Source organism: Paracoccus sp. UBA5162, from assembly GCF_002413585.1.
Lineage (GTDB): Bacteria > Pseudomonadota > Alphaproteobacteria > Rhodobacterales > Rhodobacteraceae > Paracoccus.
Map to the genome: position 1 here is coordinate 1 of NZ_DHXG01000067.1, position 26,053 is coordinate 26,053.

The window sequence follows — 26,053 nt, forward strand, 5'->3', positions numbered from 1 at the left end:
CGCCGTCGCACCCGTGAACAGGCCCGTCAGGATCGCGCAGAGTCGGCGCGCCTTCGGGCCGAGGCGGCGCGCGATCGCAATCCGCCACGGCGTCGCAATGCTGCCGAGGAACTGACGCGGACGGCCTCTGAATTGTCTTCCGGGCTCGAAGGGGTTGCCCAATCGCTGCTGACAGCATTCCAGGCCTTTCGCGGTGTGGCCGCACAAGCCAGCGGCATCGTCGCGGAATTCGCCGCCGCGGCCGACGCGGTGCGCGAAGCCGTGCGTGGAAATCCGCCCCCCGCCCAGCAGGATGAGGCTTCCATGCCACGCAGGCCCGACGATTCCCGGCAGCATCGCTTGTGAGCGCCGATCCGACAGGGCAGGGTTGAGCGCATGGTGACACAGAATACTGATGGCAGCGGGGCGCGCAGATCCGTTCTGGATGCCCTGATCGGGGAGCTGGACGACCAGACCCGTCGCGATTACGGTTTGCCGACCGCCTCCGGGACGGTCGATCCCCCCGCCATCCGGAGAGACCTTGGCGGCAAGATGCCTCATCTGGGCGATCTGGGCTTTCGCGATGTGGCCACGATCGTCAAGCGGACCTTCGGGCAGATCGGCGTCGACCGTGTGACGGCCGTGGCGGGCGGTGTCACCTTCTTCGGCCTGCTGTCGCTGTTTCCCGCGATCACGGCCTTCGTGTCGATCTATGGACTGGTGGCCGACCCTTCCTCGATCGCTGGTCATCTGGAGGTGCTGAACCGTTTCCTGCCTCAGGGCGCGCTGGACATCATTTCGCGCCAGGTCGAAGCCATCGCGACCTCGCCCTCGGGCGCGCTTTCGCTGGCCGGGATCGTCGGCCTGCTGGTTGCCTTCTATTCGGCGAATGGCGGGATGAAGGCGCTGCTGTCGGCGCTGAACGTGGCATTCTTTCAGAAAGAGACCCGCAGCTTCGTCCGGCTGAATCTGGTCGCGATGGGGTTTACGCTGGGCGGACTTTTGCTGCTGATGCTGATGCTGGGCGTGATCGCCGTCATTCCGATCCTGCTTGCGTGGCTGCCGCTCAGCGATACCAGCGAAAGGCTGATCAGCTTCATCCGCTGGCCGATCATGTTCCTGGTGCTGCTGGTGGCGCTGGCGGCAGTCTATCGCTGGGGGCCGGCGGTGCCCAACCGCCGCTGGCGCTGGATTTCGCCCGGTGCGATCTTTGCCGCCGTGACCCTAGTCGTCACCTCGATCCTGTTCTCGTGGTATGCCGCCAATTTCGCCAATTACAATGAAACCTACGGCTCGCTCGGCGCGGTGATCGGCCTGATGATGTGGCTGTGGCTGGCCGCGATGATCGTGCTGGTCGGGGCCGAAATCAATTCCGAGATCGAACGCTACATGAAGCAACTGGCCGGCCTGGACGATTCGGCCAAAGTAGCCGACAGGGCGGGGTGATGGCATCGCCCTACCTGCCCCTGGCCATGGCGATCGCGCTGGAAGTGGTTGGCACCTCGCTTCTGCAACGCTCGCAGCAATTCAGCCGGTTGTGGCCGACACTGGGCATGGCCATCTGCTATCTGGCCAGCTTCTACCTGCTGTCACTGGCCTTGCGTGTCCTGCCCCTGGGCGTCGCCTATGCGATCTGGAGTGCGCTTGGCATCGTGCTTGTGGCGCTGATCGGCCTTTTCGTCTTTCATCAGCGGCTTGACTTGCCGGCCGTCATCGGGCTGGGGCTGATCGTTGCGGGCGTGATCGTCGTCAACCTGTTCTCGCAGACGGCGGGGCATTGAGCCGAGGCAAGGCGCCCTCAGCGCTCGGTCAGTTTCAGCTCGATCCGGCGGTTCTGGGCGCGGGCCTCGGGCGAGGCGCCGTCGGTAATGGGACGGGTATCCGCAAATCCCGTCGCCGCCAGGCGGTTTGCCGGAAACTGCAATTCGTCGATCATGAAGCGCACCACGGCCAGTGCACGGGCCTGGCTGAGTTCCCAATTGTCCCGGTAGCGGCCCGTGCCCGACAGGGGCGTGCTGTCGGTATGACCGTCCACGCGGATCATCCAGTCGATTTCGGGCGGGATCTTGTCGGCGATGTCTCCCAGCATCCGGACGACGCCGGCGATCTGGGCGCGGCCGGCGGGCGACAAGCTGGCTTCGCCCGGAGGAAAGAGAATCTCGGACTGGAACACGAAGCGGTCGCCGACCACCTTCACCCCCTCGCGCCCCGACAGGATCTGCGACAATTGCCCGAAGAATTCCGACCGATAGCGGGCCAGATCCTTGGCTTCTGCCTCGGCCTTGCTGCGTGCCTCCCGTTCCAGGGCCAGCCGGCGCTCTTTTTCCTCGGCCGCGCGCAGCAGGGCGGCGTTCAACTGCCGGCCCAGCGTCTCGACCCTCACTTCGGCCTGTTTCTGATCATCGCCCGCCGTTTCCAGCAGCGCCTGCAACGATCCAAGCTGCGAGGTCAGCGATGCAACCTGTTCGTTCAGCAGCGCGACCCGGCGCTGACTGTCCTGCGAGATCTGCTGGCTCTGGTCCAGCTCCTCGCGCGCCTTTGCCAGCAGCGCGGCCTGCCGTTCGGTCTGGGCAGCGTTCGTGCGGACCTCGTTCGACAGCCGGTCGCGCGCGTTTTCGGCGGCGGCGAGAAGCGTCAGCGTGTCCTCGGCCTTCTTGCGGCTTTCTTCCAGCGACAGCGTCATCGCGGTCAGTTCGGCGTCGGCGCCTTCCAGCCGCGCGCGCAGCGCCCTGGCAGCCTCGGCCTCGGTCAGCCGCGCGGCCTCGGCCTCGGACAGGCGCGACTGCGCGGCGGTCAGATCGGCCTGCAGGGCGACCTTGTCCTGACCCGCATCGGCATTGCGACGCCGCAGATCGGCGACCAGGGCCTCCAGAGCATCGCGCCGCGCCGCCGCCAGACGCGCCTGTTCGGTCTTGGCGTCGATCTCGTTGCGGGCCTGGGCGACGGCCAGCGCTGCCGCCGACGCGCGGTCCCGCTGATCGGACAATTGCGTTTGCAGATCGGCCTGCCGCGCCTCGGCCTCGATGCGATCCTGCTGACGCGCGGCCATCAGGGCCGCCACCTCGGCCTCGAAATCCGTCAGCCGCGATCTTGCCTCGTCCAGCCGGGTTCTGCTGGCATCAAGCTGGTTGTTCAACCGGGTGATCCGCGCCGCCCTGTCGCGCGCCTCGGCCTGGGCCTGATCCAGCGACCTTTCGGCGTTTTGGGCGCGTTGGGACTGACGCAGGGTCTCGTCCTGCAGCGCCGCCTCGCGCCCTTCCGACGCGGTCAGGGCCTCGCCAAGCGCGGCGACGCGCTGGCCAAGCTGGTCGATCTGCTGTTCCTGACGCGACAGTTTCCGGTCCTGCCGGGTGATCGTGTCGTCCTGCGTGGTGATCTGTTCGCGCAGCACAGACTGCACCACCATGAAAATCGTCAGCACGAACATCAGCACCATCAACAGGGCCGTCATCGCATCCACGAAACCCGGCCAGATCGTGGCCGAGAAGCGATTGACCGAGGATGCCCGGCGCAGTGCCATGATCTAGCGTGCGCCCCGGTCGATCAGCGGATCGTGCAGCAGATCGTCGCGGAACGGATCGCCGAACCGCGCCGCGCGCACCGCCCGTGTCAGCACCAGGATGTCCGAGCGCAGTTCGGCCAGCATCTCGTCCCGGCCCTCGTTCAGATCGGCGACCATGCGTTGCAGCGCGGTTTCGATTCCCGACAGGTCGGGCGGAACCGGCGCCGGTTGATCGGCGCGCGATTGCGCCAGTTCGACCAGCCTTTCCTGACCCTCGGCCACACGGTTCAGCGCGCCGCTGAGGCTGGCCGCGCGGGCCACGGTCGATTCCCGTTCGGCCTCGGCCCGGCGGACCAGCGCCTCCAGCGCCTCGGCCATGACCACGATGCGTTCATCCGCCATGGCGGCGGCGTCGTCGCGGCCGGCATCGCGTTCGGCATGGTATTGCTGCAACCGCTCCATCTGGTCGGCCATCTGTTCCAGAAAGCCCGCGATGGCGGCATCATTCGCCCCCTCGCCCTCTGTCGAGCCCAGCGAGACGCGAGTAAAGCCCGACATCCATTCTTCCAGCTCACGGTAATAGCGGTTCTGGCCATGAGTGACGAACAGTTCCAGCAGGCCCACGACCAGCGATCCGGCCAGACCCAGAAGCGACGACGAAAAGGCCGTGGCCATGCCGCCGAGCTGCGCTTCAAGTCCGCCCATCAGCTTGTCGAAGACCGCGATGCCGCTTTCGCCTTCCTGTGGGGCCAGTGCCCGGATCGTGTCCACGACCGCCGGAACGGTGGTGGCGAGGCCATAGAAGGTGCCCAGAAGGCCAAGGAAGATCAGAAGATTGGACAGGTATCGCGTGATGTCGCGCAATTCCTCGATCCGCGTCGCGACGGAATCGAGGATCGACCGCGCCGAACCGGTCGAGATCACGCCGCCTGCCGGCCCGCGGGTTCCCAGCAGCGCCGCCAGGGGCGCCAGCAGGCGCGGCGGCACGTCGCTGTCGCCCATGCCACGCGCCGCGACGCCCTTTTCCACCGCGTTGCGCCGGCGAGAGGCGAACCGTTCGATCCAGCTGACCGATCGGACAAGCTGGCCGACCTGCCAGAAACAGGCCAGCACGCCCAGTCCGAAGACGGTCAGGATCAGTCCGTTCAGCCAGCGATTGGCCATGAAGATGGGCAGAATCCGGCCATAGGCGATCCAGCCGCCGGCCAGGACCAGCGCCAGCACCGTCAGCATCAGCATGATCTGCCGGACCGGTTGCGAGAAATGCGGATGGGACGGGCTTGCGGCGCCGGTGGCGCGTGTTGCGGTAATCCGGCGGCTTGGCAGACTCAACCTGCCGGGCCGGGCCGGGCCGCTGCCGGTCCCGGCGGGTTCTGGGCCGCTGTCCTGTTCACGCAAGGCTTGGCATTCCCGTTCCCGGCATCCTCGTACACGCACGAGTGTAGGGCGCGACCGGACGCTTGCCAAGCGATCCGACGGTCAGGGTAAACCGATGCTCAGCCCTCTCGTGAGGGCTGCCTCGTCGCGATCAGCCGCCGCACCCGGTCGGAAAGCTGGTCCATGGCGCTGTCGGGCAGGCCGATCCGGGCCAGATGCAGGGCGGTGTTGAACAGATAATCGGCATTCGGACCCCGGCCGCCATGAGCTCCGGCGATGATCCGCGCCTGTTCGTCCGCGCCCAGGTCACCCGCATATTGGGGATGATCGCAGCGCATCACATAGGCCAGGGCCTCGACGCGGCGGCCATCTTCCAGCGTCAGCGTGACGATCGCCTCGCGATAGGCTTCGGTGCCCATCTCGCGCGCGCGAAGATAGGCCATCACCTCGTCATGCTGCACTGGGTCGATGGCAAGCGCGAGGCCCCTGCAATGGGCCGAATCGTCGGGGTCGAGGCCCAGCACCAGCCCCGGCGCCTCCGCGGTGCCGCGATGGCGCACGGATCGCAGGCAGAAACGTCGCGCATAGCCGTCAAGCCGCGCCTTCACGGTCTCAAGCGGCTGAAAGCCCGGATCCCACATCAGCGATCCGTAGCCGAAGACCCAAGCCGGTTTCCGAAAGTCCCTTGCCATGCTCCAAATCTAGGCGAGCGGGGCGCGGGATGAAAGACGGCTCAGGATCCCCGGGGTGCGTCGTCGTGGCCGCGGCCGAAATCGGGCGCCCCGGTATCCTGGCCGGCCTCGATGATGCCGCGGCGGATGGCACGGGTGCGGCTGAAATAATCGAACAGCTGCTGGCCGTCGCCCATGCGGATCGCGCGCTGAAGCACGAACAGCTCTTCGGTGAAGCGGCCCAGAATGTCCAGCGTCGCCTCCTTGTTGTGCAGGAACACGTCGCGCCACATGGTCGGATCGCTGGCGGCGATGCGGGTGAAGTCGCGGAACCCGGCGGCCGAATACTGGATCACCTCTTCATCGGTGACGCGGCTGAGATGATCGGCGACGCCGACCATCGTATAGGCGATCAGGTGCGGCGCATGGCTGGTCACGGCCAGCACCAGATCGTGATGGCCCGGCTCCATCCTGTCGGTCTTGGCGCCCATGGCGCGGACCAGATCCGACAGGCGCGCCACCGCTGCCGGATCGCTGCCGGGCAGCGGGGTCAGCAGCCACCAGCGATTCCTGAACAGTGTCGCGAAACCCGAGCGGGGGCCGGAATGTTCGGTGCCCGCAAGGGGATGACCGGGAATGAAATGCACGCCGTTCGGGATATGCGGGCCGACAGCGTCGATGACCGCCTGCTTGACCGAGCCGACATCGGTTACCGTCGCGCCCGGTTTCAGATGCGGCGCGATCGTGGCCGCGACATCGCCCATGGCGCCGACCGGCACCGCCAGCACCACCAGATCCGCGCCCGCGACGGCCCTGTCGGCGCTGTCCTCGATCCGGTCGCACAATCCGATCTCGCGCGCGGTCCTGCGCGTGGCATCGCTGCGGGCATGGCCGACGATCTCGCCGGCCAATCCGGCCTTTCGCATCGCATGGGCCATCGAGCCCGCGATCAGCCCCAGACCGATCAGGGCCACACGGTCATAGATCACGCTCATGCCGGTCTCCGCGCGGCCATGAAACGGCCGAGGCTGTCGATCACGCGCGTCGTGCCGATTTCGTCGCCCAGCGTGATGCGCAGCGCGGCGGGCAGGCCATATCCGCCGACGCGACGGACAAGGATGCCGTCACCGCGCAGGGCGGCATCGGCGGCTTCGGCCTCGTCCGGATCGGCAAAGCGGGCCAGCACGAAATTGGCGAAACTCTCGTCGCAGCCGATCCCCATCTGGATCAGCGATTCGCGCATCCGCCGGCGCATCCTTGCATTCAGGTCGGCGCAATGGTCGCGAAAGGCGGTGTCGCGGATCGCGGCCTCGGCCGCCGCCATCTGGGCACTGGACAGGTTGAAGGGCTGGCGGATCCGGTTCAGAACATCGATCACGCCGCGCACGCCGTAGCCCCACCCGATCCGTAGCCCGCCCAGCCCGTGAATCTTGGAAAATGTCCGCGTCATGAACGCGTTCGGATGCCGGTCCACCAGCGAGGCGCCGCCGTCAAAGCCATCCGCGAATTCGGTATAGGCTCCGTCATGGACCAGGATCGCCCGCGGCGGCAGCCCCTCGGCCAGCCGCGACAGATCGTCCGCGCCCAGCATGGTGCCGGTCGGGTTGGCGGGGTTGGCGATGAAGACGATGCGCGTCCGTTCGGTCACGGCGCCAAGGATCGCGTCCACGTCGATGCGGCGCACAGCCTCGGGCACGGTGACGGGGATCGCGCCGACCATCCGCGCCAGGATCGGATACATCGAAAAGCCATGCTCGGTGGTGATGATCTCGTCGCCCGGCCCGGCATAGGCATGGGCGACGAATTGCAGCACCTCGTCCGATCCCACACCGCAGATGATGCGGTCCGGATCCAGCCCGTGAACCTCGCCGATCGCCCGGCGCAGGGCGGCATGGTCGGTGGCGGGGTAGCGGTGCAGATCCGGCGCCGCCGCGGCAAAGGCGGCCCGCGCGGCCGGGCTGCACCCCAGGGGATTTTCATTCGAGGACAGTTTCAGCACATCGTCATGGCCCGCCAGTCGGCTTTCGCCGCTGACATAGGGTGCGATCTCCATGATGCCCGGCTGCGGTTCGATCCCTGTCATGCCCGTCTCCCCCGTCATTCGCCGCCCTCATAGCGGGGGAACGGGGGCAAGGAAAGTGGACGCTGCCGGCGCCGTCACAGGACGGGCATGGCGGGCGTCGGGGGCGACCATCTGAAACGGGCCAGAACGATACCGTGGTCGTTGCTGCCGCTGGTCTTGTGATCGTTCCAGTCAAGGTGGTCGTTCAGCAGCAGCATGTCGTCGAATCGCCACAGCCGCTTGCGCGAATTGTCATAGAACTGCTCGCTGACCAGCACATGGTCCAGGCTGTCGTGCTGCTCCTGATAGATATGGGTATAATAGACATCGCGGACCGAGCGGTATTCCTGCAGGACCTGCGCCGTGTAGAGCGCGTTGTCGCCACCGCCGCGCGACAGCGCGGTCAGATATCGCGGCTGTTCGGTCAGAAGGTTGAGCGTGTTCGAATCCTTGCCGTCATTCATGTCGCCCAGCACGACGACGGGATTGTCCGAACCCTTTGCCAGCCGCGTCATGATGACCCGCAGCGCCGCCGCCTCGGCGGTGCGTCGGATGGTCGAGATGGCGTAGCCGAGCGCATTGGCGTGGGGGCCGTGAATCTCGCGGTCATACCAGTCGCCTTCGCGCCAGATCTCGGCCGGGCGCCGGGATTTGAAATGGCACACGAAGACCTCGATCACCGGGGTCGAGGGATCGGGCTGCACGCGCAGATGCAGGACGGGCCGCGAAAACCCCTCCAGCGCCACCGAGATCCGGGGCTGCTGCGGATCGTCCCCGGTCGAGCGCAACACGAGCTCGGGCGGAAAATCGGTGATCCAGTCCGGATCTCCCACCAGCATGTGACGGCGCACCGCCGCCGCGCAGGTGATCCGCGTGCCCGGATGATCGGGTGGCGCGATCATGACATGGCTTTCGCCCAGGCCGGCCTGATCCACTGCTTCCTGCAAGGCTTCCGGCGCCCATAATTCCTGAAAGCCGAACAGATCGGCCTCCATCCGGGCCAGGGCCCGCGCGGTAAAGTCGATCTTGCGCCGATAGACATCCTGGGGCCAGCCGTCCCTGTCGGAATAGACCGCGCGGCCCGGCAGCTGAAGGTTCAGCAGGTTGAACGAACAGAACGAGATATCGCGTCGGGCCATCCCGGCCTCCGGTCTCGTGGCAGGGAAAGGGCGCAAAGTGCGGCGATGATACCACGAGGCCTATGAAGCCAATATCGAAATCGTCGCGGGCTGCCGCACCATACCCTGCCGCATCGGCACGACGAAAAAGGCCGCATCCGAAGATGCGGCCCTTGAGGATCGGGTGTCGGCGAAGATCAGTTCTTCGCGTAGAATTCGACGACCAGGTTCGGCTCCATCTGCACGGCATACGGCACGTCGCCCAGGGCCGGGATGCGCACGAAGGTCGCGGTCATCTTGTTGTGGTCCACTTCCAGATAATCCGGCACGTCACGCTCGGGCAGGCCGACGGCCTCCAGAACGATGGCCAGCTGGCGCGAACGTTCGCGAATCGAGATCACGTCGCCTTCCTTGACACGATAGGAGGCGATGTTGACGCGCTTGCCGTTCACCTCGACATGACCGTGGTTGACGAATTGACGCGCGGCGAAGATGGTCGGCACGAATTTGGCGCGATAGACGACGGCATCCAGACGCCGTTCCAGCAGGCCGATCAGGTTCTCGCCGGTATCGCCCTTGACGCGCTCGGCCTCGGCATAGATGCGGCGGAACTGCTTTTCGGTCAGATCGCCGTAATAGCCCTTGAGCTTCTGCTTGGCGCGCAGCTGGGTGCCGAAATCCGACAGCTTCTGCTTGCGGCGCTGGCCGTGCTGGCCGGGACCGTATTCGCGGCGGTTGACCGGCGATTTGGCGCGGCCCCAGATATTTTCGCCCATGCGGCGGTCAATCTTGTACTTGGCAGACGTGCGTTTGGTCACGGCTGATCTCCTTCCTTCATGTGAAGGGCGTTGTCCTCTGGCTTCAGGCCCGACAGGCATCCCCTTGCGGGGGCCACCAACACCAATGAAGTGCGCGCTTATAGAGGCCGTGCCGGCGGTGTCAACCGCGATCGTGACCGCACCCCGCCGACGGATGGGCGCGGTCTCAGCCAAGCTGGCCGTCGGGCTGGAAGAAATGCGACAATGGCAACGCGGCGGCACCCAGGACGCGGGCATTGCGGCCAAGGCTGCCCGCGATCACCTCGGGCGGCACGATGCCTTCGCGGGGCAGGGCCGTCATCGCATGTCGCGTCGCCGCGACCAGCCGGGCGCGGGTCGCGGGCGGTACCGCGCCGTCGATGACCACCAGCGGCAGATCGGCGATCGACACCGCCGCCAGGGACACGAATGCCAACGCGCGTCCGGCCTGTTCGGCCCATTCCGCCTCGATCGCCTCGGGAACGTCCCAGGCCGAATCGTCGGGATGCACGGCCCGGCCAAGCCGCGCCTCAAGCGAGGCGACCGAGGCGCGTTCCAACAATTGTCCGCCATCGGGCACCAGAATCGATCCCAGTGCGGCCGCGTTGCGTTGCGGCCCGAAGCGCAGCTTGCCGTCCAGGACCAATCCGCCACCCGGAAAATGCGCGATGTAGATGTGCAGGAAATCGGCGGGAAGGTTCTGGCGGCCGAAGATCAGTTCGGCCCCGCATGCGGTGGTCGCATCGTTTTCCAGAAAGACCGGAAAAGGCAGATCCCGGGCCAGTTCCGCGCGCAGATCGTGATCCTTCCAGGCGGCCATCTCGGCGCCCCAATCCCACAATCGGAAGGGTGTGGCGATGCCGAGGCCGGCGATCCGGCGGTGCGCTGATCGCGGCAGATTGGCCATGAAGGTGGCGATCCCGTGCCGCGCGAAGCCCAGAACCCGCTGGGGGTGCAGATAGGATGATATCTCCTGGCGGTGAAGTTTCGTCTGGCCGGTGAAATCGACCAGCGCCAGTTCGGCCAGTCTGCGACCCAGCTTCAGCCCCAGAAACCAGGCCCCGTCCGGCGCCAGCGCCAGCGGCGTCGAAGGTTGACCGACCTTGCCGCGCACGACCTTTTCCTGCGCCAGAAAGCCCTGTTCGATCAGCTTGCGGCTGAGGTTGGTGATCGCCTGCGGCGACAAGTCCATTGCCTGGGCCAGCGCCGCGCGCGACAGCGGTCCGTGGCGCCGGATCACCGACAGGATCAGCCGCTCGTTCCGGCTGCGATCGCCGCTGGTCACGTCTGCGCTCGGCATTCAGAGATCCTCCTGCCGGGTATTAATCAAGCAAATTGATTTATTGACAAGCGGAAAGATGTAAGGCTTTGTATCGGCCAGGGCGGAAGAGGAATCCGCCGTCGTGGAGGAGTGTAGAAATGACGATGACACATCTGATCCGTCTGTCGCTGGCGGCGTCGGCGCTGGCCATGACCGCCGGTCTGGCACAGGCACAGGAACCGGTGAAGGCCTGTCTGATCACCAAGACCGATATCAACCCATTCTTCGTGAAGATGAAGGAAGGCGCGACCGCCAAGGCGGATGAACTTGGGATGCAGTTGATGAGCTTCGCCGGCAAGGTCGACGGCGATCACGAGACCCAGCAGCAGGCGATGGAAAGCTGCATCGCGGCGGGCGTCAAGGGCATCCTGATCACCGCCTCGGACACGAAGGCCATCGTCGATTCGGTCAAGCAGGCGCAGGATCGCGGGATCCTGGTCATCGCGCTGGATACGCCGCTGGACCCGATCGACGCGGCCGACGCCACCTTTGCCACCGACAATTACGAGGCCGGCCGCCTGATCGGCGCCTGGGCCAAGGGCAAGATGGGCGAGGAGGCCGCGAACGCAAGGATCGCCTTCCTCGATCTGTCCGAAAGCGCGCCCTCGGTCGATGTGCTGCGCGACCAGGGTTTCATGGAGGGCTTCGGCATCGACGTGAAGGACAAGAACACGATCGGGGACGAGGATGATCCGCGCATCGTCGGCCATGAGGTGACTTCGGGCAACGAAGAGGGCGGCCGTCAGGCGATGGAGGCCCTGTTGCAGAAGGATCCCGGCGTCAATCTGGTCTATACGATCAACGAACCCGCCGCCGCGGGCGCCTATGAGGCGCTGAAATCCTTCGGCAAGGAAAAAGACGCACTGATCGTGTCGATCGATGGCGGCTGTCCGGGCGTCCAGAACGTCAAGGAGGGCGTGATCGGCGCGACCTCGCAGCAATATCCGCTGAAGATGGCCTCGATGGGGATCGAGGCGATCGCCGCCTTCGCCAAGGATGGCACCAGGCCCCAGGCCAGCGAGGGACTGGATTTCACCGATACCGGCGTGAACCTTGTCACCGATCAGCCGGTCGAGGGCGTCCCGTCGATCACCGTGGCCGAGGGAACCGATCAGTGCTGGGGCTGATACCTGGCTGAGCGACGTCTTCCAGTCACGCAATCCGGGCGGCGCGTCACGCCGCGCCGCCCATCACCCCGTATCCGGAGAGAACCATGTCGGATGCCCCTGATCCCCCGGCCGAGCGGAGCGCGACCGAATCCGTGGCCTCGTTCGAACAGCATTCGCGCGGCCCGCTGGAGAGTTTGCAGCATTTCCTGCACCGCTACCCGACCATGGTGCCGGTCATCGTGCTGGTGCTGTCCCTGATCGCCTTCGGTCTGATCGCGCCCAATTTCTTTTCCGCCTTCAACCTGTCGCTGATCATGCAGCAGGTGGCGGTCGTGGGCACGCTGGCCGCCGCGCAATCGCTGGTCATCCTGACCGCGGGCATCGACCTGTCGGTTGGCGCCGTCATGGTGATGATTTCGGTCGTCATGGGGCGGCTGTCGCTGGATCTGGGCATACCCGTGCCGATCTCGATCCTGCTGGGGCTGGGCTGCGGCCTTCTGACCGGCGGGCTGAACGGCCTTCTGGTCACCCGCCTGAAGCTGCCTCCCTTCATCACCACGCTGGGCACCTGGAATATCTTCCTGGCGTTGAATTATTATCTGTCCGGACGCGAGACGATCCGCAGCCAGACGCTGGACGCCGAGGCGCCGCTGCTGAAGCTGTTCGGCGCGCGGTTCAATCTGGGCGGCGCCGTGCTGACCTGGGGCGTGGTTCTGATGCTGATCGTCTTCGCGGTCCTGTGGTATGCGCTGAACAAGACCGCCTGGGGCAGGCGCGTCTATGCCGTCGGCGACGATCCCGAGGCCGCCGCCCTTGCGGGTATCCAGACCAGACGCGTGCTGATGTCGGTCTACATGACGGCCGGGTTCATCTGCGCGCTGGCCGCGTGGTCTTCGATCGGGCGGGTCGGTTCGGTCAGTCCGACCTCGTTCTTCGAATCGAACCTCGAATCGATCACCGCCGTGGTCATCGGCGGGATCTCGTTGTTCGGCGGGCGCGGCTCGATCCTGGGGCCGCTGATCGGCGCGCTGATCGTCGGCGTGTTCAATTCGGGGCTGCGCCTTGCCGGCGTGGACGTTCTTTGGCAACTCTTCGCGACCGGCTGGCTGATCATCGTCGCCGTCGCCGTGGACCAGTGGATCAGGAAGATCTCGTCATGACCGAACCACTTCTGACAGCCCGCAACATCGTCAAGCGCTATGGCCGCGTGACCGCGATCGACCATGCCGATTTCGATCTCTTTCCCGGCGAGATCCTGGCCGTGATCGGCGATAACGGCGCCGGCAAGTCCAGCCTGATCAAGGCGGTATCGGGCGCGGTCCAGCCCGATGAGGGCGAGATCCGGCTGGACGGCCGTCCGGTCAGCTTCGACAGTCCCCTGCAGGCGCGCAAGGCCGGGATCGAGACCGTCTATCAGACGCTGGCCCTGTCGCCCGCCCTGTCCATCGCCGACAATATCTTCATGGGCCGCGAGATCCGCAAGGAAGGTGTCATGGGCCGGTGGTTCAGGATGCTGGACAAGGCGGCGATGGACAAGTTCGCGCGTGACAAGCTGTCGGAACTGGGGCTGATGACGATCCAGAACATCGGCCAGCCGGTCGAGACGCTGTCGGGCGGACAGCGCCAGGGCGTCGCGGTGGCCCGCGCTGCGGCCTTCGGCAGCCGGGTCATCATCCTGGATGAGCCGACGGCCGCGCTTGGGGTCAAGGAAAGCCGGCGCGTGCTGGATCTGATCCTGGACGTTCGCTCGCGCGGGATTCCCATCGTGCTGATCAGCCACAACATGCCCCATGTCTTCGAAGTCGCCGACCGGATCCACATTCACCGGCTGGGCAAGCGGCTGTGCGTGATCGATCCCAAGGATCATTCCATGTCGGATGCCGTGGCCTACATGACCGGCGCGAAGATTCCCGACGAGGCCGCGGCATGAGCGATCGGGCAGGGGGGCGCCGCCCCCCGTCCTGCGGACTCCCCCCGGGGTATTTCGACAACGAAGAAGGCCGCGCGCTGATCGATCGCATCGGCGCCTTGCCCGGTGACCGGATTCTGGTCGCGGTGGCGGGCGCGCCGGGATCGGGGAAATCCACCCTGGCCGAGGCGCTGGTGGCGCGGTTGGAGCAGGCGGTCCTGGTGCCGATGGACGGATTCCACCTTGATGACGCGGTTCTTGAGGCGCGGGGTCTGCGGGAGGTGAAGGGGGCCGTCCAGACATACGATGCCGAGGGATTTGCGGCGCTGGCCGCGCGCCTGTCGCATGCGCAGGCGGAAGTGGTCTTTCCGCTGTTCGACCGCGGGCGGGAATTGTCGGTTGCCGGGGCGGGCGTGGTCGCGCCCTCGGATCGGATCGTGGTGATCGAAGGCAATTACCTGCTTTTGGATCGGGCGCCGTGGAACCGGATCCGCTATGATCTGAGCGTCTTTCTGGATGTGCCCGAGGCCCGATTGCGCGACAGGCTCGAGGCGCGCTGGCGGGGCTTTGGCCGAGATCGCGCGGCAGTCGCTGCGCATCTGGCCAATGATCTGGCCAATGCGCGGCTGGTAGCGCGGCAATCTCGTGCAGCCGATGCCGTTCTAGTCATAGAGAAAGCGCATCAGGAACCAGGCGAGACCTGAACAGATCAGCGTCGCCGCGACCACGGGAACCGCCGTGCCGTCGTAGAGCAGACCGACGGGAGCGGCGATCAGTGTCGCCGCTACGGTCGATATCGCGGCGACGATCGAGGCCGCCATGCCGGCGATATGGCCGACATATTGCAGCGCCAGCGCGTTCAGGTTGCCGAATGTCACCCCCGCCATGAAGAAGACGCTGACACACCAGAGGAAGAAGGCCGGAAACTGCAGGCCGGCCGGCAACAGATCCCCCGCCAGCAGGACCAGCATCGCGCCGCTGACGAAGGTTTGCATGATATAGGCCCATTTCGCGATCCGCCGCATTCCGAAGCGCGTCACGAAGGTGGCGTTCAGGATCGTGCCCGATCCCGACAGCAGCGCCATCGCGGCAAACCAGGCCGGGAAGGCGTCGCCCTTGCCATAGGCCTCGCCGAACAATTGCTGCGCCGAGGACAGCAGGCCGAACATCTGCCCGAAGCCCAGCGTCAGGATCAGCGTGCACATCATGACATGCGGGCTGGACAGAACCTCGCGCGCGGCCGCCTTCAACGGGCCGGCGCGCAGCGGCCGGCGTCGTTCGGGCGGGAGCGTTTCGGCCTGGCGGAGATTCAGCCAGGTGCAACCGATCAGCGCGAAAATCAGGAAGCCTCCGAAAACGCCGTGCCAGCCCGCCAGGCGGATCATTCCCGCCCCGATCGACGGTGCCAGCGCCGGGATCATGATGAAGACCATCATCACGAAGCTGGTGATCCGCGCCATCTCGCGGCCGGCATAAAGGTCGCGAACCAGCGCCAGGCCGACGATCCGCGGCGCCGCGGCACCAAGGCCTTGCGCGAAGCGGGCGGCCAGCAGCATCTCGATCGAATTCGACATGATCGCGGCAAGGGTGGCCAGGATGTAGACGCCAAAGCCGATGGTGATCGCGCGCTTGCGCCCGATCGCGTCCGAGATGGGACCGGCAAAGAGAGTGCCCGTGCCCATGCCGGCGACGAAGGCGGTGAGGATCAGTTGGGCGCGGTTCTGGTTGTCTGGGGTCAGGTCTCGCGCGATCTGCGGCAATGCCGGCAGCATGGCATCGATGGAAAAGGCGACGGTGGCGAACAGGAACGCCAGCATCGCGATGAATTCGGGCATCGGCAAGCGTCGCAGGGGCGCCTGCTGGAACCGCGTTTCCTGGATCATTGGAGGGCACCTTTCCGGCAGCCTCCGGCTGATAGACCGTTTTTGCAGATCCTGCAAGTCACGCGGGGTCGGTCAGTTCATCGATGACGCCCTGCCAGACATGCGCGGGCTGGGCGCCGCCGATCGCGTGGCGGTCGGCGACGATGAAGGTCGGCACCGCGTTGATGCCACGCTCGCGGGCATGAGCCTCGCGCGCGGCGATCTCGTCGCGGTCGGCGTCGCTGTCCAGCAGCCGGGCGATCATGGCCTGATCCAGGCCGGCCGCGCCGCCGATCCGCGCGAGTTCGGCCGGATCCGAGATGTCGCGCGATTCCTGCCAATGGGCGCGAAGCAGGCCGGACATGACGCGCCCTTGTTCGCCCTCAAGGCCGGCCCAATGCATCAGGCGGTGCGCATCGCTGGTGTCGGGCTGACGGGTTGGCGGCCGAAGATCCAGTCCCATCGCGGCCGCGCGTTCGGCCAGCGCGCGCGCGGCATTGGCGGCGCCCGGTTTCATTTTCAGATATTCCAGTCGATCCATCCCCCCTCGCGGCATCTGCGGGTTCAGGCGGAACGGGTGCCAGGCGATGCGGAACGGATGATCGGAGCGGCTTTCGAGGGCGCGGTCCAGTTCCAGTTTGCCGATCAGGCACCAGGGGCAAACCGGATCAGAGAAGATATCGAGGCGGATCATGGCATGTCCTTGCGGTGACGGTCGCGCAGCGCGCAGTGGTTGTTCGTGCGGGTCGTGGCGCAGGGCGGCGCCTCTGGCCGGATCGGCAGGTTTCGGGCAGGGCCCGCCTGGACCACCAGTGCGCAAGCCGGCGGCTGGCTTCGGACCCTGCGGGAGGTTCCGATGATAGGGCTGGCGCGACCGACCTGCAACTCGGCCCATGGCGGACTTGATCCGTGGGGGCAAGAACCGAGCTTGCCATTGCCGACAGGCCCATGTCACCCTGCGCCAGAGGAGGCCGCCATGAAGATCATGCATTCGGGCCGCGCGCCATCGGGGCCCGGCCCCGAAAACTACTTCACCGGTCAGGTGCGGATCGATCCGCTGTTTCAGGCCGAGCCTCCGGGACGCGCGGTGGGCGCCCATGTCACCTTCGAGCCCGGCGCCCGCACCGCCTGGCACACGCATCCGGCCGGGCAGACCCTGATCGTCACGTTCGGGCGTGGACTGGCCGCCCGCGATGGCGGGCCGGTCGAGGAGATCCGTCAGGGCGATGTCGTCTGGATTCCGGCTGGCGAGAAACACTGGCACGGCGCCGCGCCCGATACCGCGATGAGCCATATCGCCATTCAGGAAGCCGTCGATGGCAGTGCGGTGACATGGCTGGAGAAGGTGACCGAAACCGAATATGACGGCCGGTCCGCAAGCGGGTGACACAAAAGAACGGCCCGCGCGAAGCGGGCCGTGAATGCCGAGGATCCCCTGGGATCAGAGCAGTTTGAGATCGCTGGCCGATGCGCGGCCGTCGCGGCCCGATTGCAGTTCGTATGCGATTTTCTGGTTGTCCTTGAGGCCCGTCAGCCCGGCGCGTTCCACCGCCGAGATGTGGACGAAGATGTCCTTGCCGCCATCATCGGGGGCGATGAAGCCATAGCCCTTGGTGGCGTTGAACCATTTCACCGTTCCGGTCGCCATAACCGTTCTCTCCTTCAAGTCATCCCGACGCCCGATTGCGCCAGGCCGTGCAGCCCGCTTTCGGTATTCCGGCTGCCCATCGAAAGGGAGGCGGTAGAAAGTCCTTGCTCACGCAGGTTTGAGGATGACCGAATCGTTAAGAAACGCAAGGGGTATCGCGCGCGGAATCGTGTGCCGCGCGTGAAGTCCCGGCGACATTGGCGCATTTCAGCGCAGATCCGGCGGTGTGGCTTCGGTCTTCAACATCTCGGCGGCCTGTTCCAGTGACAGGGACTTGCTGCCCTGCTGGTCCAGACGGCGGATCGAGACCGTCCGATCCTCTACCTCTTTCATGCCGATGGCAAGAATCGCGGGCACTTTTGCCACCGAATGTTCGCGGATCTTGTAGTTGATCTTTTCGTTTCGCGTATCCGCCTCGGCCCGCAATCCCGCCGCGCGCAGGGTTTCGACCACTTCGTGGACGTAATCATCGGCGTCCGAGACGATCGAGGCGACGACAACCTGACGCGGCGCCAGCCACAGCGGCAGCTTGCCGGCGCTGTTTTCGATCAGAATGCCGATGAATCGCTCGAAACTGCCCAGCACGGCACGGTGCAGCATGATCGGGCGATGTTTCGCGCCGTCCTGTCCGACATATTCCGCATCCAGCCGCTCTGGCAGGTTCGGATCCACCTGCAAGGTGCCGCATTGCCAGTCGCGACCGATGGCATCGGTCAGCACGAATTCCAGCTTTGGCCCGTAGAAGGCGCCTTCGCCGGGAAACAGCGTGTAATCATGGCCCGCCGCGATGCAGGCATTACCAAGCGCGGCCTCGGCCCGGTCCCAGCTTTCGTCCGAGCCGATGCGCTTTTCGGGGCGGGTGGACAGCTTTATGGTCCAGTCGGCGAAGCCCAGATCGGCGTAGATTCTGGCCAGAAACTCGATGAATTTCTTCGTTTCCGCCTCGATCTGATCCTCGGTGCAGAAGATATGCGCATCGTCCTGGGTAAAGCCGCGCACGCGCATGATCCCGTGCAGCGCGCCCGAGGGCTCGTAACGGTTGCAGGATCCGAATTCGGCCATGCGCAACGGCAGGTCGCGATAGGATTTCAGCCCATGGTTGAAGACCTGGACGTGGCACGGGCAGTTCATCGGCTTCAGCGCGTTGATGGTCTTGGTCCGGGCATGATCCTCGTCCACCTCGACGATGAACATGTTTTCCTGATAATTGTCCCAATGACCTGATTCTTCCCACAATTTCCGGCTGACGACCTGCGGGGTATTGACCTCGACATAGCCGTCGGCACGCTGCTGGCGGCGCATGTAGTCCTGCAGCGCGACATAGATGTTCCAGCCGTTCGGGTGCCAGAAAATCTGACCCGGCGCTTCTTCCTGCATATGGAACAGGTCCATCTCGCGGCCCAGCTTGCGGTGGTCGCGCTTGGCGGCCTCTTCCAGCATGTGCAGATGGGCCTTCAACTCGTCACGGTTGCGGAAGGCCACGCCGTAGATGCGTTGCAGCATCGGGCGGCTGGCATCGCCCAGCCAGTAGGCGCCGGCGATATGGGTCAGCTTGAAGGCATCGGCGGGAAGCTGGCCGGTCGATTGCAGATGCGGGCCGCGGCACAGATCCTGCCAGTCGCCGTGCCAGTACATCCGCAGCGGTTCGTCGCCCGGAATCCGGTCGATCAACTCGACCTTGAAGGGTTCGCCGCGGTTCCGATAATAGGCACGGGCGCGATCGCGATCCCAGATCTCGGTGCGGACGGGATCGCGGTCGTTGATGATCTCTTTCATCCTCGCCTCGATGCGGCCCAGATCTTCGGGCGTGAACGGTTCGGCGCGGTCGAAATCGTAGAACCAGCCATAATCGCGCACGGGTCCGATCGTGACCTTCGCATCGGGCCAGATTTCTTGCACCGCGCGCGCCATGACATGGGCGAAATCGTGGCGGATCAGCTCCAGCGCCGGCGCCTCGTCCTTCATGGTGTGAATGCTGAACGCGCCGGAATCCTCGATTGGCCATTGCAGATCGATGTGCCGCCCGTCCAGCGAGGCCGATATGGCGCGCTTGGCGAGGCTGGGCGCAATGCTTTCGGCAACCTCGGCGGCGGTGATGCCGGCTGCGTAGTTGCGCGCATTGCCATCGGGAAAGGTCAGGGAAATCTGGGACATGCCGTCCTCCTCGTCGGTCTGGCGCCCACGGAACGCCCGGTTGCGGGTTATCTGCGCCAGTCCATGGACCTCGCGGCGAAAAGTGTCAAGATTGGCACGGGAACGAAGGAGAGTGCCGCATGAGCGATCATCTGACCACCAGCGAGGGCCGCCGCATCGCCTATCGTCGGATCGCGGGGCAGGGACCGGGCGTGGTTTTCCTGGGCGGGTTCAAATCCGACATGCAGGGCACCAAGGCGCTGCATCTTGCGGCATGGGCGCGCCAATCCCGGCGCGCATTCCTGCGCTTCGACTATTCCGGCCACGGCGAAAGTGGCGGCCGTTTCGAAGATGGCTGCATCGGCGATTGGGCCGAAGACGCCCGCGCCATGATCGAGGCGCTGACGGATGGGCCGCAGGTCCTGGTCGGATCGTCAATGGGCGGCTGGATCGCGCTGCTGCTGGCGCGGTCGATGCCGCAGCGCGTGGCCGGGCTGGTCACGATCGCGGCGGCGCCGGATTTCACCGAACAGGGATTCTGGGCGGGTCTGGATCCGGCGCAACGCGAGATCCTGATGCGCGACGGAAGGATCGAGACGCCCAGCGATTACAGCGACGAGCCCTATGTGATCACCCGGCACCTGATCGAGGACGGGCGAAAGCGGCTGGTCCTGAATCAGCCGCTGCCGCTGCCATTTCCGGTGCGTCTGCTGCAGGGAACCGCCGATGCGGATGTACCGGTCGATTGGGCGCTGCGGTTGCTGGATCATGCCAGCGGGCCGGATATCCGGCTGGTCCTGGTCAAGGATGCCGATCACCGGTTCTCGACGCCGGAATGCCTGGACCTGGTAACCGCCTCGATCGAGGGGCTTCCGGTCTGACCCGGATCAGAAGCGGATCGTGTCATGCTCGCCCATATCGGGCTTCTTGCCGGTGACCTTCGATTTGGCGATCTCGTAGAGAAAGCTAGGCTTGCCACCTGTAGCCCATATTTCGGCCTCGGACAGATCCATCCGCATCAACTGCACATCTGGATCCTGGCGACCGTCCTCGAACCAGCTTGAGGCAACGGCATTCCACAACTCATCCAGCTTCTCCCGGTCGTCAGACAGCGACAGCGTTCCGTGGATGCGCGCAAACAGGCCGGCGCCGCCATCGGTCACGATATGGATCGCAGCCAACCCGCCGGCCGACGCGGATTTCGCGAGATCCGTTTCCTTGGCGGTGATGAACCAGAGGGCGCGACGGTCACGGTCCGCGTAATGCGACATCGGCACAAGCCGCATGTCTTCGGTGACGCCCAGCATTCCGACATTGATGTCGTCCAGCCGGTTCCAGAAGCTGTCGGTCAGGCTTTCCCGGTCAGTCATGTCGATCCCTTTCACGCCGCACCCTGCGACCTTGCGGGAACAACCCGGCGACGGCGGCCGGGTTCCGGGATCAGACGCCGATCTTGCTGCTGTCGCCCACCGGGTCGTTGACACCGCAATCGGCTGCCACACCCCCGCGGGCGCGGCGGCGCCTGGGCTTGATCGAATCCGGCACCGACATGTTCTCGTCGATGAAATCCAGCACCAGCGGGCGAATGTTCAGCCGCCACGACTTGCCTGCGAAGATGCCGTAATGACCGGCGCCGGGTTCAAGATGCTGCTGCTTGCGCTCGGCCGGGACGCCGCTGCACAGATCCAGCGCCGCAACGCATTGGCCCGGCGCCGAGATGTCGTCATTGGCGCCCTCGACCGTCATCACGGCTGTGCTGGTGATCCTGCCGATATCGACCGGTCGCCCGTTCACGGTGAAACGGTTCTGCGCGATTTCCAGATTCTTGAAGATCCGTTCGACCGTGGACAGGTAGAATTCCGCCGTCATGTCCATCACGGCCAGATATTCGTCGTAGAACCGGTTATGCCGGTCGCCTTCCGTCGCGGTGCCGCGTGCCTCGGCAAAGATCTTGTCGATGAAGGCCTTCGCGTGGGTTTCGGCGTTCATCGCGATGAACGAGGAAAGCTGGGCGAGGCCCGGATAGACCATCCGACCTGCGCCGCGATATTTGAAGCCGACCGACTGGATCGCCAGATGCTCCAACTCGCCCATCGTCATGCGGTTGCCGAAATCGGTGACATCGGTCGCGGCCGCGTCGGGATCGACCGGGCCGCCGATCAGGGTCAGCGTGCGCGGCTGCGAGGCGGGTTCGTCCTCGGCCAGGATCGCGGTCGCGGCCAGCGCCAGGGGGGCCGGCTGGCAGATGGCCACCACATTGGTATCGGGGCCCAGGAACCGGATGAAATCGACCAGATAGCTGGTGTAATCCTCGATGTCGAACTTGCCTTCACTGACGGGAATGTCGCGCGCGTTGTGCCAATCCGTGACATAGACTTCGCAATCGGGTAGCAGCGAGGTGACGGTGGACCGCATCAGCGTCGCGTAATGGCCCGACATCGGAGCGATCAGCAGCACCTTGCGAAGTTGCGGCTCGCGCCGGGAAACGCGGAAGTGGATCAGGTCGCCGAAGGCGCGGCGCATCACCGGTTCGGGATAGACGACGTGATCCTGGCCGTCCTCGCCGAGGATTGCCGGAATTTCCCAGTCAGGCTTGATGACCATGCGTGCGAAGCTGCGTTCGGTGACATGGCCCCAGGCGCTGATCAGCCTGAACATCGGGTTGGGGGACAGGGCGAAGACCGGATAGGACGCAAAGGCGCGGGCTGTCGCGCCGAGCCATTCATTCGTGTTCCGGATCGTCTCCATCGCGTCGTAGGATACGACGCCCTTCAGTCCCTTGGTCGGCATGTTAGCCACCCTTTTCTGCGTTGCGGCGCAGTGCGGGCCCGGCCGAGGTCGGCTGAGGCTCTGATCTGGCGGCTTTACGCTGTGCCTGCGCTGCGCGTATCATTACCCTCTTTCTAGGGGGGATGTCGTCTCATGGCAAGCAACAGAGGCTCGACGGGCAAAGATGTTACGCAACGGAAGGGCATTCGGGCAACATCTGGAAAGACCGGCACGTCGAAGGATTCGGCGGATGCGAAGGAGACAAGGAAGCCTGCCGCCGCGGAACCGCGCAAACGGGCCAAGTCCGCCGATGCCGCGACTGCGAAATCGGTGGCGGCGGCACGGCCCGCAACCGCCCGCAAGGCCGCAAAGCCGGCCGCTTCGTCGAAAGACCAACCGCGCAAGACCGCGAAAGCCAGCCCGGCCGAGGCCCGGCTGGAGGACGCGGCCTCGACCCGTTCGAGCGAGGCAGGGGCCACGCCCCGATCCCCCGGCGCCATGCCGCCGCCCCCTGGCGCCACGCCCGAAAAGATGCTCGAGGCGCTGGCCATGGGCGTCGATGCACCCAACGCGCAGCGGCTGGCCGAGAATATCGAGCGGATCGAGGCTTTGGGAAACCGGCTGATGAACGCCTTTTCGGGCCGCAGCCTGCCCAATCCTGGCGTCGAGGCGCCGGGCCCCGATCTGCTGCTGACCGCCGCCAACGCCTGGATGAAGTCATGGACGGAACAGCCCGCGCGGGTGATCGAACAGCAGGTGAATTACTGGGGCGAGACGCTGAAACACTATGCCAAGGCCAATATCGCGCTGGCCAGTGGCAATCTGAGCGCGCCCGAGGATGACAGCCCCGCCGACAAGCGTTTCGCCAATCCGCTGTGGCGCAGTCATCCCTATTTCAACTTCTTCAAGCGTCAGTATCAGATCAATGCCAGCGCCATGCGCGAGGCGGCGGACAGGCTGGACATGCCCGATCAGGTGGCACGGCGGCGCATCGGCTGGCTGACCGACCAGATCATCGACATGATGGCGCCGACGAATTTCCTGGCCACCAATCCCGACGCACTGGAAAAGGCCGTCGAGACCGAGGGCGAAAGCCTTGTGAAGGGCCTGGAGAACCTGGTGCGCGACGTCGAGATGAACGGTGGCGAGATGGTCGTCTCGCTGGCCGATCGCGATGCCTTCACCGTCGGCGAGAATATCGGCACCGCCGAAGGTCGCGTGGTGCATCGGACGCCGCTGCTGGAACTGATCCAGTACACCCCGACGACCGACAAGGTGCACGAGATCCCGCTGCTGATCTTTCCGCCCTGGATCAACAAGTTCTACATCCTGGACCTGAAACCGCAGAACAGCCTGATCCGCTGGCTTCTGGATCAGGGTCACACGTTGTTCATCGTCAGCTGGAAGAATCCCGATGCCAGCTATGCCGAGGTCGGAATGGAGGAATATGTCGCCGCCTATCTGGACGCGATGGACAAGGTTCGCGATCTGACCGACCAGAAGAAGCTGAACGTGGTCGGCTATTGCATCGCCGGCACGACCCTGGCGCTGACGCTTGCATTGCTGAAGCAGCGTGGCGACGATCGCGTGAATTCGGCGACGCTGTTTACCGCATTGACCGATTTCTCGGATCAGGGGGAATTCGTCAGCTTCCTTCAGGACGATTTCGTCAACGGCATCGCCGAAGAGGTCGAGCGGCATGGCCTGCTGCGGGCGCAACTGATGTCGCGCACGATGAGCTTTCTGCGCGCCAACGATCTGGTCTGGGGCCCGGCCATCCGCAGCTACATGCTGGGCGAACAGCCGCCCGCCTTCGATCTGCTGTTCTGGAATGGCGACAGCACCAACCTGCCGGGCAAGATGGCCATGCAATATCTGCGCGGCCTGTGCCAACGGAACGATTTCGCCGGCAATGGCTTCGATCTGATGGGCCACAAGCTGACATTGTCGGATGTCACAGTGCCGCTTTGCGCCGTGTCCTGCGAGACCGATCACATCGCGCCCTGGAAAGATTGCTGGCGCGGCGTGGCGCAGATGGGCGCGACCGACAAGACCTTCATCCTGTCCGAAAGCGGCCATATCGCGGGTATCGTCAACCCGCCGTCGAAGAAGAAATACGGTCACTACACGGGCAATGGCGACTTTTCTCATGGCCACGAGGCATGGCGTGAACAGGCCGATTTCGCGCCGGGCAGCTGGTGGCCCCGCTGGGGGGAATGGCTGGCCGAAAGGGCAGGGCGGATGGTCGATGCACGGCAGCCCGTCGAAGGGCTGGGCGCCGCGCCCGGCAGCTATGTTCACGACCGCGCCGGGTGATCCGCATGCGATGTCCGAGGGATTTCAGGCTCCTGGAAAAATTTGCTGCAACGCAGCATTCGGGCTTGAAATGCCGCAGCGCAGCATTCATATTGGTCTCACGATAACCGGGCGTGGCGAATCCCTCGGAACCCGCATTGGCCGCGCCGAAAAGGAGAGATGAGATGGCTACGAAGACCCCCGACTTTACCAAGACCTTCCAGGACATGATGGCGAATTTCCCGGTCGACACCTCGTCGGTGCAGGACGCGATGAAATCGCAAAGCGCCCTGGGCGAGAAACTGGCCAAGGTTGCACTGAGCGCCGCCGAACGCTCGACCGAGATTTCGGCCCAATGGGCCAAGGACACGATCGCCCGCATGGGTGAAGCCGCCATCGTCAAGTCCGAGCCCTCGGACTATGCCAAGGCGATGACCGACTTCGCCTCGGCCTATGCCGAAGTGACGTCCGAACATATGGCCGCCTATGCCGAGGTTGCCAAGAAGGTGCAGATGGACACGGTCGATCTGATGCTGACCGCCGGCAAGGACATTGCCTCGGACGCCCAGAAGGCCACCGAGAAAGCCGTCCGCGACACGCAGACCGCCGCGAAGAAGGCCACCGCCGCCGCGAAGTGATCGCGACGTTCGAGGATCGGATGAAACGGGGGGACGGGCGACCGTCCCCCTTGTCCTATCCGGATCGGGCCTCCGCCACCGCGCGCGGCCGCCCGAAGCCGCGTCACGACGCGGAATTTTTCTTTGCCTTTTGCGTATGCAGCAACCATCATGGCCCAAATCTGCCGCAAGGGGTTTTCAGGGATGGTCACCAGGTCCGCGCCGCTGCTGATCAAGCGTTATGCCAGCCGGCGCCTCTACAACACCGAGACCAGCGATTACGTCACTCTGGATGATATCGCCGGCTTCATTCGCGAGGGTCGCGAGGTCAAGATCGTCGATCTGAAATCCGGTGACGAACTGACACGGCAATATCTTTTGCAGATCATCGCCGAACACGAGGGCCGGGGCGAGAACGTCCTGCCCATAGACGTGCTGACCGACCTGGTGCGAAGCTATACCACCAGCGCTCAATCCGTCGTGCCGCAATTTCTGGCCGCCAGTTTCGAGATGCTGCGCGAGGGGCAATCGAAGGTGCTGGAAAACATGTCCTCGATGAATCCGATGGCCCGGATGCCGGGTTTCGAGGCCCTGCAGCGCCAGCAGCAGGCCTTTCTGAAGGCGATGATGGTTGGTTGGCGCGGCGGTGCATCCGGCCCTGAGCCTGAGGGTGACGACGCCGGACAGCGCGCCGCAGCGCCCGCAGCCAGCGAAACCGGCGGCCGTGCCGACCCGGCGGGCGACGACCCGCAAGACATGGCCGATATCCGCCGCCAACTGGCCGAACTCCAGAAGCGCATCTCCAAGCTCTGACTTGCACCCGCCGCCCGAGCGGGCTAGACGGACCGACACGGAGCGGTGGCCGAGTGGTCGAAGGCGCACGC

General features: G+C 65.1%; 26 protein-coding genes. 11 read left to right on the forward strand and 15 right to left on the reverse strand.

All coding sequences use genetic code 11. The annotated features are described in order from the left end of the window. Positions 1 to 336: hypothetical protein (locus B4A72_RS10080; RefSeq protein WP_292978487.1), on the reverse strand; the 336-nt coding region annotated here is incomplete at its 3' end. Between the two features lie 39 nt (positions 337 to 375). On the opposite strand from B4A72_RS10080, the gene B4A72_RS10085 reads away from it, so the two are divergent. Together B4A72_RS10085 and B4A72_RS10090 are read left to right on the forward strand one after the other, a co-directional pair. Continuing rightward, a complete protein-coding gene (locus B4A72_RS10085; protein WP_292956975.1) occupies positions 376 to 1,425 on the forward strand; it encodes a YihY/virulence factor BrkB family protein in 1,050 nt (349 codons plus the stop codon). Then, positions 1,425 to 1,760 (forward strand): SMR family transporter, encoded by a 336-nt coding sequence (locus B4A72_RS10090; protein ID WP_292956978.1) that lies wholly within the window; start codon positions 1,425 to 1,427, stop codon positions 1,758 to 1,760. Before B4A72_RS10085 ends, B4A72_RS10090 begins: the two co-directional genes overlap by 1 nt. 17 nt (positions 1,761 to 1,777) lie before the next feature. Here the strand turns inward: B4A72_RS10090 and B4A72_RS10095 are convergent, their stop codons facing one another. The 8 genes from B4A72_RS10095 to B4A72_RS10130 all read right to left on the reverse strand — a co-directional run bounded on the left by B4A72_RS10095 (position 1,778) and on the right by B4A72_RS10130 (position 10,806). Next, positions 1,778 to 3,499: a peptidoglycan -binding protein gene (locus tag B4A72_RS10095; RefSeq protein ID WP_292956981.1), complete on the reverse strand. Its 1,722-nt coding sequence runs from the start codon at positions 3,497 to 3,499 to the stop codon at positions 1,778 to 1,780. A gap of 3 nt (positions 3,500 to 3,502) precedes the next feature. Next, positions 3,503 to 4,720, reverse strand: a complete 1,218-nt coding sequence (locus B4A72_RS10100; RefSeq protein WP_292956984.1) for a biopolymer transporter ExbB — start codon at positions 4,718 to 4,720, stop codon at positions 3,503 to 3,505. Between the two features lie 257 nt (positions 4,721 to 4,977). After that, positions 4,978 to 5,550, reverse strand: coding sequence for a gamma-glutamylcyclotransferase (locus B4A72_RS10105; protein WP_292956987.1), 573 nt, complete (start codon positions 5,548 to 5,550; stop codon positions 4,978 to 4,980). Positions 5,551 to 5,591: 41 nt separating this feature from the next. Beyond that, on the reverse strand, positions 5,592 to 6,524 hold the full coding sequence (locus B4A72_RS10110; protein ID WP_292956989.1) for a prephenate/arogenate dehydrogenase family protein: 933 nt from the start codon (positions 6,522 to 6,524) through the stop codon (positions 5,592 to 5,594). Then, on the reverse strand, positions 6,521 to 7,612 hold the full coding sequence (gene hisC / locus B4A72_RS10115; RefSeq protein WP_292956992.1) for a histidinol-phosphate transaminase: 1,092 nt from the start codon (positions 7,610 to 7,612) through the stop codon (positions 6,521 to 6,523). Before hisC ends, B4A72_RS10110 begins: the two co-directional genes overlap by 4 nt. 74 nt (positions 7,613 to 7,686) lie before the next feature. After that, entirely contained in the window at positions 7,687 to 8,730 is a 1,044-nt protein-coding gene (locus B4A72_RS10120) for an endonuclease/exonuclease/phosphatase family protein (RefSeq protein ID WP_292956995.1), read from the reverse strand. A gap of 176 nt (positions 8,731 to 8,906) precedes the next feature. Beyond that, on the reverse strand, positions 8,907 to 9,527 hold the full coding sequence (gene rpsD / locus B4A72_RS10125; protein WP_292956998.1) for a 30S ribosomal protein S4: 621 nt from the start codon (positions 9,525 to 9,527) through the stop codon (positions 8,907 to 8,909). 166 nt (positions 9,528 to 9,693) lie between these two features. Further along, the gene (locus B4A72_RS10130; RefSeq protein WP_292957001.1) at positions 9,694 to 10,806 is read right to left on the reverse strand and encodes an ROK family transcriptional regulator; all 1,113 of its coding nucleotides are present in this window, start codon (positions 10,804 to 10,806) and stop codon (positions 9,694 to 9,696) included. 119 nt (positions 10,807 to 10,925) lie between these two features. On the opposite strand from B4A72_RS10130, the gene B4A72_RS10135 reads away from it, so the two are divergent. From B4A72_RS10135 to B4A72_RS10150, 4 genes are all read left to right on the forward strand, one after another. After that, complete coding sequence (locus B4A72_RS10135) at positions 10,926 to 11,954, forward strand: sugar ABC transporter substrate-binding protein (RefSeq protein ID WP_292957004.1); 1,029 nt, start codon at positions 10,926 to 10,928, stop codon at positions 11,952 to 11,954. 86 nt (positions 11,955 to 12,040) lie between these two features. Beyond that, a complete protein-coding gene (locus B4A72_RS10140; RefSeq protein WP_292957007.1) occupies positions 12,041 to 13,096 on the forward strand; it encodes an ABC transporter permease in 1,056 nt (351 codons plus the stop codon). After that, on the forward strand, positions 13,093 to 13,866 hold the full coding sequence (locus B4A72_RS10145; RefSeq protein ID WP_292957010.1) for an ATP-binding cassette domain-containing protein: 774 nt from the start codon (positions 13,093 to 13,095) through the stop codon (positions 13,864 to 13,866). Before B4A72_RS10140 ends, B4A72_RS10145 begins: the two co-directional genes overlap by 4 nt. Next, positions 13,863 to 14,549 carry an AAA family ATPase gene (locus B4A72_RS10150; RefSeq protein ID WP_292978489.1) on the forward strand — a complete coding sequence of 229 codons (687 nt, stop codon included), beginning with the start codon at positions 13,863 to 13,865 and terminating at the stop codon, positions 14,547 to 14,549. Before B4A72_RS10145 ends, B4A72_RS10150 begins: the two co-directional genes overlap by 4 nt. Here the strand turns inward: B4A72_RS10150 and B4A72_RS10155 are convergent. Further along, a complete protein-coding gene (locus B4A72_RS10155; RefSeq protein ID WP_292957016.1) occupies positions 14,508 to 15,728 on the reverse strand; it encodes a multidrug effflux MFS transporter in 1,221 nt (406 codons plus the stop codon). The genes B4A72_RS10150 and B4A72_RS10155 overlap by 42 nt on opposite strands. A gap of 58 nt (positions 15,729 to 15,786) precedes the next feature. Continuing rightward, positions 15,787 to 16,401 (reverse strand): DsbA family oxidoreductase, encoded by a 615-nt coding sequence (locus B4A72_RS10160; protein WP_292957019.1) that lies wholly within the window; start codon positions 16,399 to 16,401, stop codon positions 15,787 to 15,789. A 282-nt stretch (positions 16,402 to 16,683) separates the two neighbouring features. Here B4A72_RS10160 and B4A72_RS10165 point away from each other — a divergent pair, with 282 nt between their 5' ends. Next, positions 16,684 to 17,094 (forward strand): (R)-mandelonitrile lyase, encoded by a 411-nt coding sequence (locus tag B4A72_RS10165; RefSeq protein ID WP_292957022.1) that lies wholly within the window; start codon positions 16,684 to 16,686, stop codon positions 17,092 to 17,094. Positions 17,095 to 17,148: 54 nt separating this feature from the next. On the opposite strand, the gene B4A72_RS10170 is transcribed toward B4A72_RS10165, so the two are convergent. Both B4A72_RS10170 and thrS read right to left on the reverse strand, forming a co-directional pair. Then, a complete protein-coding gene (locus tag B4A72_RS10170) occupies positions 17,149 to 17,355 on the reverse strand; it encodes a cold-shock protein (protein ID WP_089388183.1) in 207 nt (68 codons plus the stop codon). 207 nt (positions 17,356 to 17,562) lie between these two features. Continuing rightward, positions 17,563 to 19,509: a threonine--tRNA ligase gene (gene thrS, locus B4A72_RS10175; protein ID WP_292978491.1), complete on the reverse strand. Its 1,947-nt coding sequence runs from the start codon at positions 19,507 to 19,509 to the stop codon at positions 17,563 to 17,565. A 119-nt stretch (positions 19,510 to 19,628) separates the two neighbouring features. On the opposite strand from thrS, the gene B4A72_RS10180 reads away from it, so the two are divergent. Then, positions 19,629 to 20,369, forward strand: coding sequence for an alpha/beta fold hydrolase (locus tag B4A72_RS10180; RefSeq protein WP_292957038.1), 741 nt, complete (start codon positions 19,629 to 19,631; stop codon positions 20,367 to 20,369). 6 nt (positions 20,370 to 20,375) lie between these two features. On the opposite strand, the gene B4A72_RS10185 is transcribed toward B4A72_RS10180, so the two are convergent. Continuing rightward, positions 20,376 to 20,858, reverse strand: a complete 483-nt coding sequence (locus tag B4A72_RS10185; protein WP_292957041.1) for a pyridoxamine 5'-phosphate oxidase family protein — start codon at positions 20,856 to 20,858, stop codon at positions 20,376 to 20,378. 70 nt (positions 20,859 to 20,928) lie between these two features. Next, on the reverse strand, positions 20,929 to 22,278 hold the full coding sequence (gene phaZ / locus B4A72_RS10190; RefSeq protein ID WP_414692175.1) for a polyhydroxyalkanoate depolymerase: 1,350 nt from the start codon (positions 22,276 to 22,278) through the stop codon (positions 20,929 to 20,931). Between the two features lie 510 nt (positions 22,279 to 22,788). Here phaZ and phaC point away from each other — a divergent pair. The 3 genes from phaC (at position 22,789) to phaR (ending at position 25,982) form a co-directional block, all read left to right on the forward strand. Then, positions 22,789 to 24,573: a class I poly(R)-hydroxyalkanoic acid synthase gene (gene phaC / locus B4A72_RS10195; protein ID WP_292978493.1), complete on the forward strand. Its 1,785-nt coding sequence runs from the start codon at positions 22,789 to 22,791 to the stop codon at positions 24,571 to 24,573. A 164-nt stretch (positions 24,574 to 24,737) separates the two neighbouring features. Beyond that, positions 24,738 to 25,190 (forward strand): Phasin, encoded by a 453-nt coding sequence (locus B4A72_RS10200; protein WP_292957047.1) that lies wholly within the window; start codon positions 24,738 to 24,740, stop codon positions 25,188 to 25,190. A gap of 183 nt (positions 25,191 to 25,373) precedes the next feature. Then, positions 25,374 to 25,982, forward strand: a complete 609-nt coding sequence (phaR, locus tag B4A72_RS10205; protein WP_292957050.1) for a polyhydroxyalkanoate synthesis repressor PhaR — start codon at positions 25,374 to 25,376, stop codon at positions 25,980 to 25,982. Positions 25,983 to 26,053 lie beyond the last annotated feature (71 nt).